The following is a 16,581-nucleotide window of genomic DNA, read 5'->3' as shown; positions in this document are numbered from 1 at the left end:
GGCCTCGACGAGCCCGAGGCGGCCGCCTACCGCGGTGCGATCCCGAGCGCTTCGGCGATGACCGGGCGCAAGGTGCGGCTGAACTCGCGGTTGAGGTGGTTGGCGTCGAAGTACACCACGACGCCACCGACGACGCCGTAGCACTTGCGCGCGTCGCAGAAGTAGTCGGTCATGTCGACGTAGGTGACCCCGGTGTTCCCGGTCGACCGCGCGGCCTCCGCCAGCGGGTCGGCGGGCTGGGCCCGATCCCGGTCGACCGCGCACACCGCCGGGTTTCCGGGGTTCGTCCCGACGCAGTCCGGCGCCCTGACCTCGTGGTTGAGCGGCGGGTCGCCCAGCACCACCACCTTGGCGCCCGCGTCGGTCCACTGCCGCCAGTACGGCTCCAGGCCGTCGCGGTAGTACTCGGTCTGCGTCCGGCCCGACGTGTCGCCGGCGAGCTGCCTGCGGGCGTAGAACGACATGAAGACCGTGTCGGGGGCGGTCTCGGTGATGTCCGCGGCGACCTCGGCGACCCAGTCCGTGCAGCGCTTGACGATCTCGGGCGACTCGGCGCCCCGGTACCCGACGAACGGGATCCGCGCGAACGGGCAGCCGCCCAGCAGGCTCATGTTGACCACCCACTTCCGCTCGCGCGCCAGGTCGAGCAGCGGCGCCTGCCACTGCTCGCCGTGCGAGTCACCGACCAGCCACACCACGGTCGGGTCCGCCGCGCCGCCGCTGAAGTCGCACACCGAGGTGGTCTTGCGGCCGCCGGCCAGGTGTCGGTCGACGTCCGCGCACCACTCCGCGCCCGCGCCCCAGGGCGCGTTCGCCGGGCCGAGGTGGGGAATCCTGGCCGGTCCGAACGGGTCCTCGCAGTGCCGTTCCGGGAACAGCGCGGCGGCGCCGTGGCACGCGGTCAGGACCTGTTCGCGGAGATCCCTGGCCGCCTGGGCGACGTGCCGCTCGTAGGTCCAGGTCAGTGTGCCCGCGACCAGGCCGACGGCGGCGATGCCGGCGACCATCGCGACGAAGGTGTTCCGGGTGCTGCCCGCCAGCGGTGCCCAGGCCATGCCCCGGTCCTCGACCAGGACCTTCGACAGCCAGGCCAGCACGACAGCCACCACGAGGATGACGAGCCGGTGCACCAGGGTCAGCCTGCCCTCGTCCAGCGTGCCCCCGAACGCGAACGGCGCGAGGACGATGAGCGGCCAGTGCCACAGGTACAGGGAGTAGCTGGTGGCGCCCAGGAACTGGAACGGCGTCGAGGCCGAGACCGGGGTGTGCCACTGGCGGCCGCCCCCGGCACCCGCGATGATCACCAGCGCCGTGCCCGCGGTCGGCACGAGCGCGAGGAAGCCGGGGAACGCCGTGTCGTGGTCGAACAGCACGGCCGAGCCGACGATCATCACCAGGCCGGCGAACGCCGCCGCCTCGGCGGCCACGCGGGGCAGCGCGAGCCTCGACCCGCCGAACGCGACCAGCGCCCCGATCGCGAACTCCCACACCCGCGCGGGTGTGACGAAGTACGCCTGGCTCTGGGAGACCTCGGTGAAGTAGACGCAGAACGCGAGCGAGGCCACGCCCACCGCGCCGATGCCGACGACCTGGGCCGTGCGGCGCCCGGTCTTGAACAACAGCACCAACAGCAGTGGCCACAGCAGGTAGAACTGCTCCTCCACCGACAGCGACCAGTAGTGCTGCGCCAGGCTCGCGACCGACGTGAACGCGGAGTAGTCGACCGAGTTGATCGCCAGCAGCCAGTTCTCGGCGTACAGCGCACCGGCCAGCGCCTCGTGCGCGTTGGTCTCCCAGCGGTCGTAAGGCAGCAGGAAGTAGGCCGCGACGAGGCTGACGCCCAGTACCAGGAACGCCGCCGGGAGCAGTCGACGGATCCGGCGCGCGTAGAACCGCGCGAGGCGGACCCGGCCGGTGCGCGCGATCTCCCGGTCGAGGTGGGAGCTGATGAGGAAGCCGGAGATGACGAAGAAGACGTCCACCCCGACGTAGCCGCCGGTGAGCCAGGTCGGCGAGAGGTGGTTCAGCACGACGGCCATCACGGCGATGGTGCGCAGCGCCTGGATGTCGGTCCGGAAGGCCCGGCCGGGTGCCGGGTGCCGCGGCACGGGTGCGGCGGCGATCGCGGTGGCGTGCGTCTCCGCCGTCATCGTTCCCCCAGGTCATCCGGAAATCCGGATGGGGAGTCTACGAGAACGTCGGCACCGCGAACCCCGTGGGACGAAGCCCCTCGCCGCGCACACCTCAGGCCGTGTCGCGGTGCCACGCGACGCCCGGTTCCCGGCCCGCCCCGGACGGGCGGCACGGCGCGGTCACCGGGTGCCGGTGACCGTCAGCACGCGCTCGGCGCAGGGCGCTTCGCCCCCGCATCCGATCCCCGGATCTCCCTCCGTCACGACCTCCGGAACAGCTTGTTGCCCAGCCAGACGATCGGGTCGTAGCGGCGGTCGGCGACCCGTTCCTTCATCGGGATCAGGGCGTTGTCGGTGATCTTGATGTGCTCCGGGCAGACCTCCGTGCAGCACTTGGTGATGTTGCACAGCCCCAGCCCGTGCTCGGACTGCGCGGCGGGCACGCGGTCCGCCTCGTCCAGTGGGTGCATCTCCAGCTCCGCCACCCGCATCAGGAACCGGGGACCGGAGAAGGACGCCTTGTTCTCCTCGTGGTCGCGGATCACGTGGCACGTGTTCTGGCAGAGGAAGCACTCGATGCACTTGCGGAACTCCTGCGAGCGCTCCACGTCCACCTGGGACATGCGGTAGTCGCCCGGCGCGACGCCCTTCGGCGGGCTGAACGCCGGGATCTCGCGTGCCTTCGCGTAGTTGTACGACACGTCCGTCACGAGGTCGCGGATCACCGGGAACGTGCGCATCGGCGTCACGGTGACCGTCTCGTCCTCCGCGAACACCGACATCCGCGTCATGCACAGCAGGCGCGGCCTGCCGTTGACCTCCGCCGAGCACGAACCGCACTTGCCCGCCTTGCAGTTCCACCGCACGGCCAGGTCCGCCGCCTGCGTCGCCTGGAGGCGGTGGATCACGTCGAGGACGACCTCGCCCTCGTTGACCTCCACGGTGAAGTCCTCCAGCCCTCCCCCGTCCGCATCGCCGCGCCACACCCTGAAGCGCCCCTGGTACCCCATGTCAGCCCTCCAGCTCTTCGGCGGTCAGGTACTTCCGGAGTTCGGCGAACTCGAACAGCGCCAGCAGGTCCGCGCGGATCGGCGGCTGCGGCTCCTCGGCGACCTCGACCCCGTCGCCGGACAGCCGGCACACCAGCAGCTTCCGCCGCCAGCCCGCGTCCATGCCGGGGTGGTCGTCGCGGGTGTGGCCGCCGCGCGACTCCGTGCGCAGCAGGGCCGCCCGCGCCACGCACTCGCTGACCAGCAGCATGTTCCGCAGGTCGAGCGCCAGGTGCCAGCCGGGGTTGAACTGCCGGTGGCCCTCCACCGTCAACGACCGCGCGCGGCGCCCCAGGTCGGCCAAGCGCCGCAGCGCCTCCTCCATCTCCTCGGCGCGGCGGATGATGCCGACCAGGTCGTTCATCGCCTGCTGCAACTCCACGTGCAGCGTGTAGGGGTTCTCGCCGCCCTCGCCGGCGAACGGGGCCAGCGCGACGCGTTCCGCCTCGGCGACCGCCTCGGCCGAGCACACCGGGCGGTCGGCGAGACCGGTCACGTAGGCGGCGGCGCCCTCACCCGCGCGCCGGCCGAACACCAGCAGGTCGGACAGCGAGTTGCCGCCCAGGCGGTTCGAGCCGTGCATCCCGCCGGACACCTCGCCGGCCGCGAACAGGCCGGGCACCGACGAAGCGCCCGTGTCGGGGTCGACCTGCACGCCGCCCATCACGTAGTGGCACGTCGGCCCGACCTCCATCGGCTGCGCGGTGATGTCGACGTCGGCCAGCTCCTTGAACTGGTGGTGCATCGACGGCAGCCGGCGCTTGATCTCCTCCGCGGGCAGGCGCGTCGACACGTCCAGGAACACGCCGCCGTGCTCGGTGCCGCGCCCCGCCTTGACCTCCGAGTTGATCGCCCGCGCCACCTCGTCGCGCGGCAGCAGCTCGGGTGGTCGGCGGTTGTGGTCCGGGTCGGCGTACCAGCGGTCGGCCTCGCCCTCGTTGTCGGCGTACTTGTCCTTGAACACCTCGGGGATGTAGTCGAACATGAACCGCTTGCCGTCGGAGTTGCGCAGCACGCCGCCGTCGCCGCGCACCGACTCGGTGACCAGGATGCCCTTGACCGACGGCGGCCAGACCATGCCCGTCGGGTGGAACTGGACGAACTCCATGTTGATCAGCGACGCGCCCGCCCGCAGCGCGAGCGCGTGGCCGTCGCCGGTGTACTCCCAGGAGTTCGACGTCACCTTGAACGACTTGCCGATGCCCCCGGTGGCCAGCACCACCGCCGGCGCCTCGAACAAGACGAACCGGCCGGACTCGCGCCAGTAGCCGAACGCGCCGGCGATCCGCCCGCCGCGGCCCGCGCCGACACCCGCCGCGCCACCGTCCTGCACCAGGTCCGTGACGGTGAACTCCTGGAACACCCGCAACCGCGACTCGTAGTCGCCGGTCGCCGCGAAGTCCTCCTGCTGCAAGGAGACGACCTTCTGCTGCAACGACCGGATCAGCTCCAGCCCCGTGCGGTCGCCGACGTGCGCCAGGCGCGGGTACTCGTGGCCGCCGAAGTTGCGCTGGCTGATCCGCCCGTCCCCGGTCCGGTCAAACAGCGCGCCGTAGGTCTCCAGCTCCCACACCCGGTCGGGCGCCTCGCGGGCGTGCAGCTCGGCCATCCGCCAGTTGTTCAGGAACTTCCCGCCCCGCATCGTGTCGCGGAAGTGCACCTGCCAGTTGTCACCCGCGTTGACGTTGCCCATCGCCGCCGCGATGCCGCCCTCGGCCATCACCGTGTGCGCCTTGCCGAACAACGACTTGCACAGGACCGCCGTGCGCATCCCGTTCTCGCGCGCCTCGATCGCCGCGCGCAGGCCGGCCCCACCCGCGCCGATCACCAGCACGTCGAACGAATGCCGTTCCACCTCGGGCAAGACCAGCTCCTCAGTCGATGATCCGGAGGTCGGCGATCGTCCCGGAGGCGACCAGCGCGACGTAGAGGTCGGTGACGCAGACGAAGATCAGCGACGCCCACGCCAGCTGCATGTGGCGGGCGTTCAGCTTCGAGATCCACGTCCACACCCGGTACCGGACGGGGTGCCGGGAGAAGTGCTTCAGCCGCCCGCCCGCGATGTGCCGGCACGAGTGGCACGACAGCGTGTACGCGCCGAGCAGCGCCACGTTCACCAGCAGCACGAGGTTGCCCAGCCCGAGGCCGGCGCTCAGGGCGTAGAACGCGTCGAAGACGTTGATCAGCAGCAGGAGCGAGGCCGCGTAGAAGAAGTAGCGGTGCAGGTTCTGCGCGACCAGCGGGAAGCGCGTCTCACCGGTGTACTTGGCGTGCGGTTCGGCCACCGCGCACGCGGGCGGGGACAGCCACGCCGCCCGGTAGTACGCCTTGCGGTAGTAGTAGCAGGTCACCCGGAAGCCGAGCAGGAACGGGATGATCACCACCGGCGGCGTGAGGAAGCCCGGCAGCTCCGGCAGCGGGCGACCGAAGTGCGCCGCCGCGGGCAGGCACTCCTCGCTCAGGCAGGGCGAGTACATGGGCGTCAGGTAGCGGTACTCGTCCACCCAGTAGTAGTCGCCCATGAACGTGCGCACCGCCGCGTAGATCGAGATCAGCAGCAGTCCCGCGAACGTGACCAGGGGCGGGAGCCACCACCGGTCCGTGCGCAGCGTGCGCCGGGCGATCTGCGCCCTCATACCTCACCTCGGTTCCACATCGTCGTGGCGGGGACGGTCGGACAGGTCGGGACGGTCGATCGGGGCGGCCGGCGTCCGGCGGGGCGGCTCGGACGGGTCGGCTCGACCGGCCTGGTCGAACGGGTCGGACGGGTCGGACGGCCGCGGCAGGCGGGGCTGGGCCGGGATCGGGTCGGATCAGGTCGGGGTCGGGGTCGGGGTCGGGAAAACCGAAACCGGCCCCCGCGTGTCGAGTCGCGGGGGCCGGCCTGCGGTCGTTCAGGTGTGGCGGTAACCGCCGAGACCCTCGTCGTCGGCGTCGTGCCAGAGCTTGGGGTCGTAGGGCGTGTCGGGCACGACGACCACCTCGCGCTCCACCCTGGGCGCCTCACGGGGACGGGGCGTGCTGTCCAGCTCCATCAGCTCGATGGCGTCGATGTCCATCCGCTCGACGTCGTTGGCCAGGCGCTGCACGGCGGCGATGTCGCCGTACCGAGTGCGCAGGGAACCGACGCAGTGACGCAGCTGGCCGAGCGCTCGGCGCAGCTCCACGATCTCCGAGGACGTCATGGCAGCACCTCCGTTGGGAGTCCGTGTGCCGACTCTGCCCGCTCCGGGCGCTTGTGACAAGCACCACAAGGCGCCGCGTCGCGTCTCAACTCCTGAATCGTTTTTGTGAGGATCATGCGTCGTGACATAGTGTGGGTGCTGTCACGTCCGTCCGTGCGACGCCAGCGCTGTCGTCCCACCGGGCTCACCACAGCCCGTGATCCCCACCGGAGACAGCGAACCCATGAGCGTGCATCCCGTCGTCGCCGAGGTGACGGCCCGTATCGCCGCCCGCAGCGCCGCCAGCCGGTCCGCCTACCTCGAACGACTCGCCGCCGCCCACACCGAGGGCCCGGTCCGCCGGGACCTCGCGTGCAGCAACCTGGCCCACGGCTTCGCGGGCATCACAGGGGGTGACAAGGAGGCGCTGCGAGCGCTGCGTCGCCCGAACGTGGCGATCGTGTCGGCCTACAACGACATGCTGTCCGCCCACCAGCCGCTGGACCAGTACCCCGCGTGGATCAAGGACGCCGCCCGCGCGGTGGGCGGCGTGGCGCAGTTCGCCGGCGGGGTGCCCGCGATGTGCGACGGCATCACCCAGGGCCGCGCGGGCATGGAGCTGTCCCTGTTCAGCCGGGACGTGATCGCGATGGCCACCGGCATCGCGCTGTCGCACGACATGTTCGACTCCACGCTGCTGCTCGGCGTGTGCGACAAGATCGTGCCGGGGCTGCTGATCGGGGCGCTGGCGTTCGGGCACCTCCCCGCGATCCTCGTGCCCGCGGGCCCGATGAGCTCGGGCCTGCCGAACTCGGAGAAGTCGCGGGTGCGGCAGCTCTTCGCCGAGGGCAAGGCGACGCGGGAGAACCTCCTGGAAGCGGAAGCCGCCTCTTACCACAGCCCCGGAACCTGCACGTTCTACGGCACGGCCAACTCCAACCAGCTCGTGGTGGAGGTGATGGGCCTGCACCTGCCGGGCGCGAGCTTCGTCCCGCCCGGCACGAAGCTGCGCCGCGCGCTGACCGAGGAGGCCGCGCGCCGGGCCGTGGAGATCAGCCGGGGCGACGAGTACACCCCGATCGGGCACGTCGTGGACGAGAAGGCCGTGGTCAACGGCGTGATCGCGCTGCTCGCGACGGGCGGCTCGACCAACCACACGATGCACCTGGTGGCGATCGCGTCGGCCGCGGGCATCGAGCTGGGCTGGGACGACTTCGCCGACCTGTCGGCGGTGGTGCCGCTGCTGGCCCGCGTCTACCCCAACGGCAGCGCCGACATCAACCACTTCCAGGCCGCAGGCGGCGTGCAGTTCCTGGTCGGCACGCTGCTCGACGCCGGTCTGCTGCACGCCGACGTGCGCACCGTCGCCGGCGCGGGCCTGGACCGCTACCGGCGCGAACCGGTGCTCGTCGAGGGCGTGCTGACCTGGCGCGACGGCCCCGGCCGCTCGCTGGACACCGACGTGCTGCGGCCGGTGTCCGAGCCGTTCGCGGCCGACGGCGGGCTGCGGATGCTGTCCGGCAACCTGGGCCGCGCGGTGATCAAGGTCTCGGCGGTCGCCGCCGAGCACCGCGTCGTGGAGGCGCCGGCGCGCGTGTTCACCTCGCAGGAGGCGTTCAGCGCCGCGTTCCAGGCGGGTGAGCTGGAGCGGGACGTCGTGGTCGTGGTGCGGCAGCAGGGCCCGCAGGCCAACGGGATGCCCGAGCTGCACAAGCTGACGCCCGCGCTGGGCGTGCTGATGGACCGGGGCTTCCGGGTGGCGCTGGTCACCGACGGGCGGATGTCCGGCGCGTCGGGCAAGATCCCGGCCGCCATCCAGCTCACGCCCGAGGCGGCCGTGGGCGGTCCGCTGGCGCGGGTGCGCGACGGTGACGTGCTGCGGCTCGACGCCGAGAGCGGCACGCTGGAGGCGTTGGTGGACCCGGCGGAACTCGCCGCCCGCGATTTGGTGGACTTCCCGCCGGACGCGCAGGCGTGGACGGGCACCGGACGTGAGCTGTTCGCCGCGCTGCGCCGGTCGGTCGGACCCGCCGACCGGGGCGCGAGCGTCTTCGGCCCCATCGCGGCCTCGCACTTCGCGGGCCGCGCGAACCAGGAGGTAACCCGGTGACCACCAGCGCGGATCTGCTGGAGCTGTCCCCCGTCATCCCCGTCGTCGTGCTGGACGACGCCGCCCAGGCCGTGCCGCTGGCGCGGGCGCTGCTGCGCGGGGGCATCCGCGTCATCGAGCTGACCCTGCGCACGCCCGCCGCCCTGTCCTCGATCGAGCGGATCGCGGCCGAGGTGCCCGACATCGTGCTCGGCGCGGGCACCGTCACCGCGCCCGAGCACGCCGAGCAGGCCGCGCGGGCCGGGGCGTCGTTCCTGGTCACGCCGGGTACGACCGATCGGGTGCTGGACGCGGTGGAGGACACGGGGCTGCCGTTCCTGCCGGGCGCGGCGACCGTGTCGGAGGCGATGCGGCTGGCCGAGCGCGGCCTGACGGCGCTGAAGTTCTTCCCGGCCGAGGCCGCCGGTGGCGTGGACCACCTGAAGTCGGTCGGCGGCCCGCTGCCCGGCCTGCGCTTCTGCCCGACCGGCGGCATCACGGTGGACACCGCGCCGCGCTACCTGGCGCTGCCGAACGTGGGCTGCGTGGGCGGGTCGTGGCTGACGCCGAAGGACGCGCTGGCGGCCGGCGACTTCGACCGCATCGAGGCGCTGGCCAAGGCGGCGGCAGCGCTCTGACACCGCCCCGGACGGCGCGCGGCCGTCCGGGGTGCCCACCTCCTGGGGGTGCCCTCCCGCTCGACCGGGGAGGGCACCCCCGCCCGCTCACCGGCCGGTCGGCACCCGGCTCGGTCGCGCCTCCTGGGCGGTCGGCGACCGCGGCGGGTCGGTGCACCGTCGCCGCGGGTGATCGGTCGCCGAGCCGCCTCGGCCGGTATCCGCTGATCAGCGCGCCACCGGCTCGGTCCGGTCCGAACAGGACGGTCGCGTGCGATAGGTTGGCCGTCGCACTTGGGGAGGGGTGTCGAGGATGAACGCGCGTCGCACCACGCCGGTCACCGAACCGGCTTGGCAGGTCGGTCTCGTGTGGGTCGGTTTCCCGGTGCTGGGCGCGGCCGTGCTGTGGGGCGTGCAGGCCATCGCCGACTGGGTGGTGTCGCTGCCGTGGGCGCCGTTCCGCGGGCCGTTCCGGCTCGTCGCCTCCATCCCCGAGCCGCAGGCGACGTTGGGTTCGCTCGGCCTGGGTGTGCTGGTCGGCCTGGTGGTGGCGTTCCTCGCCGCGGCGGAGCGGCTGTCGGTCGAGGTGGCCGACGAGGCGGTGGTCCTGAAGCGGGGCGGCGACGAGCGCGCCCTCGACCGCACCCGGATCTCCGGGGTGTTCCTGGACGGCAAGAAGCTGGTGGTGCTCGGGCTGGGCACCGAGGAGCTGGCGCGGGAGAGCTCGGACCTCCCCACCGCCGAACTCGCGGACGCCTTCCAGCGCCACGGCTACCCGTGGCTGCCCGAGGACCCGTACCGCGACGAGTACCGCCGATGGGTGGAGGACATGCCGGGCGTGCCGCCCGCCGCCAACGCCTTGCTGCGGGCGCGGGCCAAGGCGTTGAAGAAGGGCGAGACCGAGGACGTGGCCCAGCTGCGCACCGAGCTGGCCCGGATCGGCGTGGTCGTGCGGGAGGAAGGCAAGCGCCAGTTCTGGCGGCTCAGCCAGCAGGGCGAGCAGGACTAGCTCCCGACCGGGGCGGCCACCCCCGGAACGCGACGGCCCGCCCCGCGACCCGACGGGATGCCGGCGTGCACGGCGCGGGTACCGGTGGCTAATCGGGCAGGTAGTCGTCCAGCGGGGATTCGATCTCCGCGGCGCGCAGCTCCTCGCGGACCACCCGGTAGGCCATGCCTTCGCCGTACCCCTTGCGCGCCAGCGCGCCCACCAGCCGGCGGATCTTCACCTGGTCGTCGAGCCCCGACATCGCCCGGAGCTTCTTGCGCACCAACTCCCGCGCCCGCTCCTGCTCGGCCTCGTCGTCCACGGCGGCGACCGCCTCCGCGGCCACCTCGTCGGCGACGCCCTTGCGCCGGAGTTCCCTGGCCAACGCCCGCCGACCCAGCCCCTGGTGCGTGTGCCGGGACCGGACCCAGACCTCGGCGAACGCGGCGTCGTCGATCAGCCCGGCGCGGTCGAACTTCCCGAGCACCAGTTCGGCGGTCTCCTCGCGGATGCCCTTGCGCAGCAGGGCTTCCTTGAGTTCCACCCGCGTGCGGGCACGAGCGGTGAGCAACGCGTAGCAGAGGTCGGTCGCCTTGCGCTGCTCCTTCGCCGGGTCGACCGGCTCGGCCGCCTCGACGGCCGGGTCGGCTTCCCCGCCGGCGCGGGAACCGGACCGACGACCGGACCCCCGACGGGCACCACCGCTCCCACCACCACGCCGACGCCGCTCCTCGCCCTCGGACGGCCGCGCGGACTCGAACGGATCAGCCGCCACCGGACCACCCCGGTGGCCCGCGCGGGCAACCGCTTCACCGGCAGCGCCCCGCCGCCGCCCCCACTCCTCGAACAGGTCACCAGCCGAGCCGTCGGCAACGCCCCGCCCTACCGGAACCGGACCGTCGACGTCGCCCGCCGAGCCACCCGCACCGCAATCGGTCGAGCCACCCGCCGAGCTGCTCGTCGAACCGCCCGTTGGACGACCGCCAGAGCCACCGCCCGGACCGTCCGCCGGTCCGCTCGCGGAACCGTCGGCCTGGCCGCTCACCGGCTCGACGGCGAGACCACCCGCCAGGTCGTCGGCAGAGCCGCCCACCGGGGCGTCGGCGAAGACCTCGGCGTGCGCGATCGGGACTGCCTCGCCCGACTCGGTCCTGCGCCGACCCCAGTCCTCGAACGGGTCGGCCGACGGACTGGCCCCGCCGCGCGCGGACCTGATCGGCACGGCCTCGCCCGTCGCGCTCCTGCGCCCGCCCCACGCCTCGAACGGATCGACCTCCGCCGACCCCGCTCCACCCCGGCCCGCTGCCACCGACCCGGAACCGTCGCCGTCCGCCACCCCGGCGGAGCCGCCTTCGCCCGGCACCACCCCGGAGCGCGCCACCGACCCGACACCCGCCACCGACCCGGTATCGGTCACCGACCCGGTGCCCACTACCGACCCGGTGTCCGCCACCGACTCGTCGCGGGTTCGCCCCGCCGACGCGGCGCGGGCCTCGGCCCCCGCCACCGACGTGGCGTGACCGTCACCCGGCACCGCCGGACCGGCCGGCGAGTCCACGACCTCGAACGGGTCGGCCGAGGGATCGCGGGGCGCCCCGCGACCACGGCCGCCTCGCCCCACCACGCTAGAAGTCGACCGGCGCGGGCGCGCTCTCGTCGGCGTCGAGGGTCGCCCCGATGCCGAGCTTGTCCTTGATCCGCTTCTCGATCTCGTTGGCCACGTCCGGGTTCTCGCGCAGGAACTTCCGCGCGTTCTCCTTGCCCTGGCCCAGCTGGTCGCCCTCGTAGGTGTACCAGGCGCCCGACTTGCGCAGGATGCCCTGGTCGACGCCCATGTCGATGAGCGAGCCCTCGCGGCTGATGCCCTGGCCGTACAGGATGTCGAACTCGGCCTGCTTGAACGGCGGGGCCACCTTGTTCTTCACGATCTTGACCCGCGTCCGGTTGCCGACCGGCTCGCCGCCGTCCTTCAGCGTCTCGATCCGCCGCACGTCCAAGCGCACCGACGCGTAGAACTTCAGCGCCTTGCCACCCGTCGTGGTCTCCGGCGAGCCGAACATCACGCCGATCTTCTCGCGCAGCTGGTTGATGAAGATCGCGGTGGTGCCGGACGAGTTCAGCGCACCCGTGATCTTCCGCAGCGCCTGGCTCATCAGCCGCGCCTGGAGACCCACGTGGTTGTCGCCCATCTCACCCTCGATCTCGGCGCGGGGCACCAGCGCGGCCACCGAGTCGATCACCAGGATGTCCAGCGCGCCGGAGCGGACCAGCATGTCCGCGATCTCCAGCGCCTGCTCGCCGGTGTCCGGCTGGGACACCAGCAGCGCGTCCGTGTCGACGCCCAGCTTCTTCGCGTACTCCGGGTCCAGCGCGTGCTCGGCGTCGATGAACGCCGCGATGCCGCCGTTGCGCTGGGCGTTGGCCACGGCGTGCAGCGCCACCGTCGTCTTACCGGACGACTCCGGGCCGTAGATCTCGACGACGCGGCCACGCGGCAGACCGCCGATGCCGAGCGCGACGTCGAGCGCGATCGCGCCGGTGGGGATCACCTCGATCGGGGCGCGGCCTTCCTCGCCGAGCCGCATGACCGAGCCCTTGCCGAACTGCTTGTCGATCTGGGCCAGGGCCAGTTCGAGGGCCTTGTCCCGGTCGGGTGCCTGTGGTGCCATCTGGAGTCCACCTCGGTGTGTGTCGGGTTCGCTGAGCGATGTCGGGGCCGACGTTACGGGCGGGGTACGACATTTCTCGGCGGGGACCGGGTCACCCGCGGGGTTTTGTCACCCGGTCGTGTCGGGGACTATAGCCGAACAGGTGTTCGACCACCGGTCGACGCGCCCGGTCACCGCCGGTGTTCGGGCACGTCGAACGCCTCGCAGACCGCGAGCCAGACCTCCTTGGGCGGCTGCCCCGCCTCCAGTGCCTGGTCGGGGGTCCGCCCGCCGAGGGCGGACAGCACGTGGTCCCTGGCCACCATCTCCGCCCTGACCTGGCCGAACTCGTTCGCCATCAGCTTGCGGAACACCGTGTTGCGCATCCGTCCCAGGCTAGCGCGCCGCGGCCCAGACCGGGCTGTCGACGTAGTGGTTGTCGTAGCGGTCCTGCGACGCGCGGATCTCCGCCGGGTCGGCCAGGCCGCGCTGCACGCGGTCCAGCAGGCGGTAGTAGTCGAACCGCCCCATGCCCGGCGTGAAGACGAACAGGACGTCGGCGTCCGCGCCCCGCGGCGCGCCGAACGCGTGCGGGACGCGGGGCGGCACCACGAGGAGGTCACCGCGTTCCAGCGTGACCACGTCCTGGTCGAGCAGCACCTGGAGTGTCCCGTCGAGCACGAAGAACAGCTCCGACGCGCGGGTGTGGAAGTGCGGCGGCGCGCCGTCCGCGCCGTCGAGGAACGTGGAGCGGTTGGCGGTCAGCCCGTCGAGGTCGGCGAGCAGGGTGACGACGGCGGCGGGGTCGGCGGTGAGCTTCTCGGGCTTCACGGCCTGGACGAGCAGCGCGTTTTCCATGGGTACGACGATCGTCCGGTCCGACCCGCCCGACAACGGCCGGTAACGCATCGAACGATAACCTCCGGGTTATGGAACGGCGGGACATCGAGATCTTCCTGACCCTGGCGGAGGAGTTGCACTTCAGCCGCACCGCCGAGCGCCTGCACGTCTCCCAGGCCCGCGTCAGCCAGACCGTCAAGCAGCTGGAGCGCCGCATCGGCGCGCCCCTGTTCGAGCGCACCAGCCGCCGCGTCGCCCTCACCCCCATCGGGCGGCGGCTGCGCGACGACGTGGCGCCGGCGTACCAGCGCATCCGGGAAGGCGTCGAACGCGCCATCGCCGCCGGTCGGGGTACGGGCCTGCTGCGCGTCGGGTTCGAGGCCCCGGCGGTGGCCGACCTCATCCCGGACGTCCTGGCCCGCTACCGGGCCCGTCACCCCGGCAGCGAGGTCCGCGTGCGCGAGGCCGCCCTCGCGGACCCGTTCGCGCTGCTCCGGGACGACGAGGTGGACGTGCTGGTCACGCTGTTCCCGGTGGCCGAGCCCGACCTGACGGCCGGTCCCGTCGTCTTCCGCGAGCCGATGGTGCTGGCCGTCGCCGACACCCACCCGTTCACCAGGCAGCGCCGCGTGACGCTGGAGGACCTGGCCCGTGACACGGTCTTCCGCGCCGCCTACTGGCGGGACACGACCCCGCTGGGGCGTCCCGTCGAGCGCGGGCGCGCCCTGACGACGTTCCAGGAACTCATGACGGTGATCGCCAACGGTGAGGGCGTGTGCCCGCTGGGCGCGCACGCGGCGGGCTACTTCGCCCGGCCGAGAGTCACCTTCCTGCCGCTGGAGGACGCCCCCGAGGTCGAATGGGGCCTCGTCTGGCGCACGGCGGGCGAAACCGGTCGGGTGCGCGAGTTCGCCGCCGCCGCGCGCTAGCCTCGAAGCATGGATGACCCAACAGGTCTGTCGTCGCCGCTCGGCCAGATCGTGATCATCGCCGGGCTGGTCGCGGCGATCGTGGTCGGCATCCGCGCCTGGTGGTACCACCACAAGCGCTGATCAGGACGTCCGCCGCGACACCGCGGGCAGCCGCGCCCCCTCCGGGTCAGGTGCCCGGCTGGACGGCGTTCTCGAAGAAGTCCGCGACCATGTCGGCCGTCAGGTCCCCGCCGCCGCTCTTGGTCACGATCCCCAGCAGCGGCCGTTCGTCGGCGGTGAACGCCAGCAGCCCGACTCCGCCGTCGGCCGCGGCCCGGTACCTGCCCTTGAGCCCGTTGCCCGCCCACTCCGCCTGCACCACGTCGGCCTTGAGCGACCGGACGACGGCCTCCGCGCCCTGCTGCGCGCCCGTGACCGTCTCGGTGAGGATGTACTGCACCGAGTAGTCGTCCTTGACCGAACAGCTCACCACGGTGCCCTTGATGGCGCTGATGCCCGACACGCCGGCCGAGCCGCCCGCCTTGCACGTGTGGCCCTCCGGGACCGCGCCCGCGAGCTGGCGCAGGCACTGCGTGAAGCCCTGGGCGTCCTTCTCGGTGTCGTTCTTGCAGTCCTGCGGGCTCGGCACGCCCGAGCCGCCGAGCGCGAGGACGCCGCCCACCACGGCCAGCACGAGCACCACGGCCGCGCCCGCCGCGATGAGGACGTTCTTGCCCGGCTTCTTCTTCTGCGGCTGCTTCGGCCTCGGCGTGACGCTCGGGAAGTTGAACTGCTGCGGCCCGGTCTGCGGGTAGTTCACCTGGTGCGGACCGCTGACCGCCGGGTTGCCCACCGGGTACGGGCCGCTCACGGCGGGGTTGTTCACCTGGTACGGACCGCTCACCGCCGGGTTGGTCACCGGGTACGGACCGCTCACCGCCGGGTTCGTCTGGTACCGGCCGCTCGTGGTGGGGTTCCGCACCGGGTTCGGCCCCGTCACGGGCTTGGTGATGACCGTCGCGGGCTCGTTGGAGACCTTCACCGGCTCCTTGGTGCGCGGCGTCACGCCGTCCTTGGGCACGTGGTGGGCACCCAGCGCCACCGCCGTCTCCGGCTGGTCCAGGCTCGTCGGCACCACCCGCACCTGCTCGGCGATCATGGTCGCCACCAGCGGGATCCGGCTCGACCCACCCACCAGGTAGATGCCCGCGAGCTGGTTGGGCGCGAGCCCGGTGGAGCGGATGGTGGAGGCCAGCAGCTCCACGCTGCGCAACATGCTCGGTCGGACCAGCGCCTCCAGGTCCGAGCGGTTGACCAGCACGTCCTCGAACGGCTCCGGCATCGGCACCTCGGTGTGCGCGTGCCGGGACAGCGACTCCTTGGCCGCGCGGACGTCCTCCTGGAGCGCGCGGCGGGCGCGGCGGTCGGCGGTCGACTCGGGGCGCAGCAGCCGCTGCCAGCTCGCCGGGTCGCGGTGCGACACCTGGCGGCCGACGTGCTCCAGCAGGGCCTGGTCGACGTCCAGGCCGCCGAGGTCCTGGAGACCGTCCTCGGCGAGCACCGTGAAGCCGTCCCTGGTCGCGCCGACGATCGCCACGTCGAACGTGCCCGCGCCCAGGTCGTACACGGCCAGCGCCTGGCCGACCGACAGCGAGGCGTAGTGGGACGCGGCGGCGACCGGTTCGGGCACCAGCACGACGTCGCCGGTCACGCCCGCGAGCCGGGCGGCGGACACCAGCACGTTGCGCCGGGTGCTGCCCCACTGGGCGGGGTGGGTGAGGCGGACCTCGTCCGGCGGTTCGCCGCCGAGCTGCCGGGTGGTCTCGTCCAGGACGCGGCGCAGCACGGCCGCCAGGGCGTCCGCGACCGGCACGACGTTGTCACCCAGCAGCAGCGCGCCGTCGTCCACGCGCCGCTTGGGGTTGGGCTCGAACCGGGACGGGTCGAGGCGGGCGCGGCGCTCGGCGTCGCGGCCGACGACCAGCGAGCCGTCCTCCTCGCAGTACACGGCGGAGGGCATGGTGGCGGACCCGTCCACCTCGACGACCCTGGGCGGCCTGCCGTGCGCGGCGAGCACCGCGACGGTGTTGGAAGTGCCCAGGTCAACGGACAGGACGCGCACGGCCACCCCTCAGGTTCGTGT

14 protein-coding genes are annotated in these 16,581 nt (G+C 72.6%); 4 read left to right on the top strand and 10 right to left on the bottom strand.

Annotated elements, in window-relative coordinates; all coding sequences use genetic code 11:
• Positions 1–26: 26 nt before the first annotated feature.
• The 5 genes from C8E97_RS09395 to C8E97_RS09375 all read right to left on the bottom strand — a co-directional run bounded on the left by C8E97_RS09395 (position 27) and on the right by C8E97_RS09375 (position 6,366).
• Entirely contained in the window at positions 27–2,150 is a 2,124-nt protein-coding gene (locus C8E97_RS09395) for an acyltransferase family protein (RefSeq protein WP_121003524.1), read from the bottom strand.
• A 242-nt stretch (positions 2,151–2,392) separates the two neighbouring features.
• On the bottom strand, positions 2,393–3,142 hold the full coding sequence (locus C8E97_RS09390; RefSeq protein ID WP_121003521.1) for a succinate dehydrogenase/fumarate reductase iron-sulfur subunit: 750 nt from the start codon (positions 3,140–3,142) through the stop codon (positions 2,393–2,395).
• A 1-nt stretch (position 3,143) separates the two neighbouring features.
• Positions 3,144–5,045, bottom strand: a complete 1,902-nt coding sequence (locus tag C8E97_RS09385) for a fumarate reductase/succinate dehydrogenase flavoprotein subunit (protein WP_121003519.1) — start codon at positions 5,043–5,045, stop codon at positions 3,144–3,146.
• A gap of 10 nt (positions 5,046–5,055) precedes the next feature.
• Positions 5,056–5,817, bottom strand: coding sequence for a hypothetical protein (locus C8E97_RS09380; protein ID WP_121003517.1), 762 nt, complete (start codon positions 5,815–5,817; stop codon positions 5,056–5,058).
• Between the two features lie 258 nt (positions 5,818–6,075).
• The gene (locus C8E97_RS09375; RefSeq protein WP_121003515.1) at positions 6,076–6,366 is read right to left on the bottom strand and encodes a hypothetical protein; all 291 of its coding nucleotides are present in this window, start codon (positions 6,364–6,366) and stop codon (positions 6,076–6,078) included.
• 223 nt (positions 6,367–6,589) lie between these two features.
• On the opposite strand from C8E97_RS09375, the gene edd reads away from it, so the two are divergent.
• From edd to C8E97_RS09360, 3 genes are all read left to right on the top strand, one after another.
• Positions 6,590–8,455, top strand: coding sequence for a phosphogluconate dehydratase (edd, locus tag C8E97_RS09370; RefSeq protein ID WP_170211709.1), 1,866 nt, complete (start codon positions 6,590–6,592; stop codon positions 8,453–8,455).
• Positions 8,452–9,072 (top strand): bifunctional 4-hydroxy-2-oxoglutarate aldolase/2-dehydro-3-deoxy-phosphogluconate aldolase, encoded by a 621-nt coding sequence (gene eda / locus C8E97_RS09365; RefSeq protein WP_121003513.1) that lies wholly within the window; start codon positions 8,452–8,454, stop codon positions 9,070–9,072. Before edd ends, eda begins: the two co-directional genes overlap by 4 nt.
• A gap of 292 nt (positions 9,073–9,364) precedes the next feature.
• Positions 9,365–10,060 (top strand): YqeB family protein, encoded by a 696-nt coding sequence (locus tag C8E97_RS09360; protein WP_121003511.1) that lies wholly within the window; start codon positions 9,365–9,367, stop codon positions 10,058–10,060.
• 88 nt (positions 10,061–10,148) lie between these two features.
• On the opposite strand, the gene C8E97_RS36785 is transcribed toward C8E97_RS09360, so the two are convergent.
• From C8E97_RS36785 to C8E97_RS09340, 4 genes are all read right to left on the bottom strand, one after another.
• Positions 10,149–11,597: a regulatory protein RecX gene (locus tag C8E97_RS36785; protein ID WP_425470502.1), complete on the bottom strand. Its 1,449-nt coding sequence runs from the start codon at positions 11,595–11,597 to the stop codon at positions 10,149–10,151.
• Positions 11,598–11,664: 67 nt separating this feature from the next.
• On the bottom strand, positions 11,665–12,708 hold the full coding sequence (gene recA, locus C8E97_RS09350) for a recombinase RecA (RefSeq protein ID WP_121003509.1): 1,044 nt from the start codon (positions 12,706–12,708) through the stop codon (positions 11,665–11,667).
• A 170-nt stretch (positions 12,709–12,878) separates the two neighbouring features.
• Positions 12,879–13,073 carry a DUF3046 domain-containing protein gene (locus C8E97_RS09345; protein WP_121003507.1) on the bottom strand — a complete coding sequence of 65 codons (195 nt, stop codon included), beginning with the start codon at positions 13,071–13,073 and terminating at the stop codon, positions 12,879–12,881.
• Positions 13,074–13,083: 10 nt separating this feature from the next.
• Positions 13,084–13,545 carry a cupin domain-containing protein gene (locus tag C8E97_RS09340; RefSeq protein ID WP_121003505.1) on the bottom strand — a complete coding sequence of 154 codons (462 nt, stop codon included), beginning with the start codon at positions 13,543–13,545 and terminating at the stop codon, positions 13,084–13,086.
• 71 nt (positions 13,546–13,616) lie between these two features.
• On the opposite strand from C8E97_RS09340, the gene C8E97_RS09335 reads away from it, so the two are divergent.
• The gene (locus C8E97_RS09335; RefSeq protein ID WP_121003503.1) at positions 13,617–14,456 is read left to right on the top strand and encodes a LysR family transcriptional regulator; all 840 of its coding nucleotides are present in this window, start codon (positions 13,617–13,619) and stop codon (positions 14,454–14,456) included.
• A 169-nt stretch (positions 14,457–14,625) separates the two neighbouring features.
• On the opposite strand, the gene C8E97_RS09330 is transcribed toward C8E97_RS09335, so the two are convergent.
• Positions 14,626–16,560, bottom strand: a complete 1,935-nt coding sequence (locus C8E97_RS09330) for an Hsp70 family protein (protein ID WP_121011182.1) — start codon at positions 16,558–16,560, stop codon at positions 14,626–14,628.
• Positions 16,561–16,581: the final 21 nt, after the last annotated feature.

Origin of the sequence: Saccharothrix australiensis (assembly GCF_003634935.1) — a bacterium.
GTDB classification, from domain to species: Bacteria; Actinomycetota; Actinomycetes; order Mycobacteriales; family Pseudonocardiaceae; genus Actinosynnema; species Actinosynnema australiense.
The sequence above is the reverse complement of the archived record's forward strand: the minus strand, read 5'-3'. Positions and strand labels throughout refer to the sequence as shown.

Coding starts and splice junctions, on each gene's coding strand:
- C8E97_RS09335 (WP_121003503.1), top strand. CDS start 13,617: ATGGAACGGCGGGACATCGAGATCTTCCTGACCCTGGCGGAGGAGTTG.
- C8E97_RS09345 (WP_121003507.1), bottom strand. CDS start 13,073: ATGCGCAACACGGTGTTCCGCAAGCTGATGGCGAACGAGTTCGGCCAG.
- edd (WP_170211709.1), top strand. CDS start 6,590: ATGAGCGTGCATCCCGTCGTCGCCGAGGTGACGGCCCGTATCGCCGCC.
- C8E97_RS09390 (WP_121003521.1), bottom strand. CDS start 3,142: ATGGGGTACCAGGGGCGCTTCAGGGTGTGGCGCGGCGATGCGGACGGG.
- recA (WP_121003509.1), bottom strand. CDS start 12,708: ATGGCACCACAGGCACCCGACCGGGACAAGGCCCTCGAACTGGCCCTG.
- C8E97_RS09375 (WP_121003515.1), bottom strand. CDS start 6,366: ATGACGTCCTCGGAGATCGTGGAGCTGCGCCGAGCGCTCGGCCAGCTG.
- C8E97_RS09360 (WP_121003511.1), top strand. CDS start 9,365: ATGAACGCGCGTCGCACCACGCCGGTCACCGAACCGGCTTGGCAGGTC.
- C8E97_RS09395 (WP_121003524.1), bottom strand. CDS start 2,150: ATGACGGCGGAGACGCACGCCACCGCGATCGCCGCCGCACCCGTGCCG.
- C8E97_RS09340 (WP_121003505.1), bottom strand. CDS start 13,545: ATGGAAAACGCGCTGCTCGTCCAGGCCGTGAAGCCCGAGAAGCTCACC.
- C8E97_RS09380 (WP_121003517.1), bottom strand. CDS start 5,817: ATGAGGGCGCAGATCGCCCGGCGCACGCTGCGCACGGACCGGTGGTGG.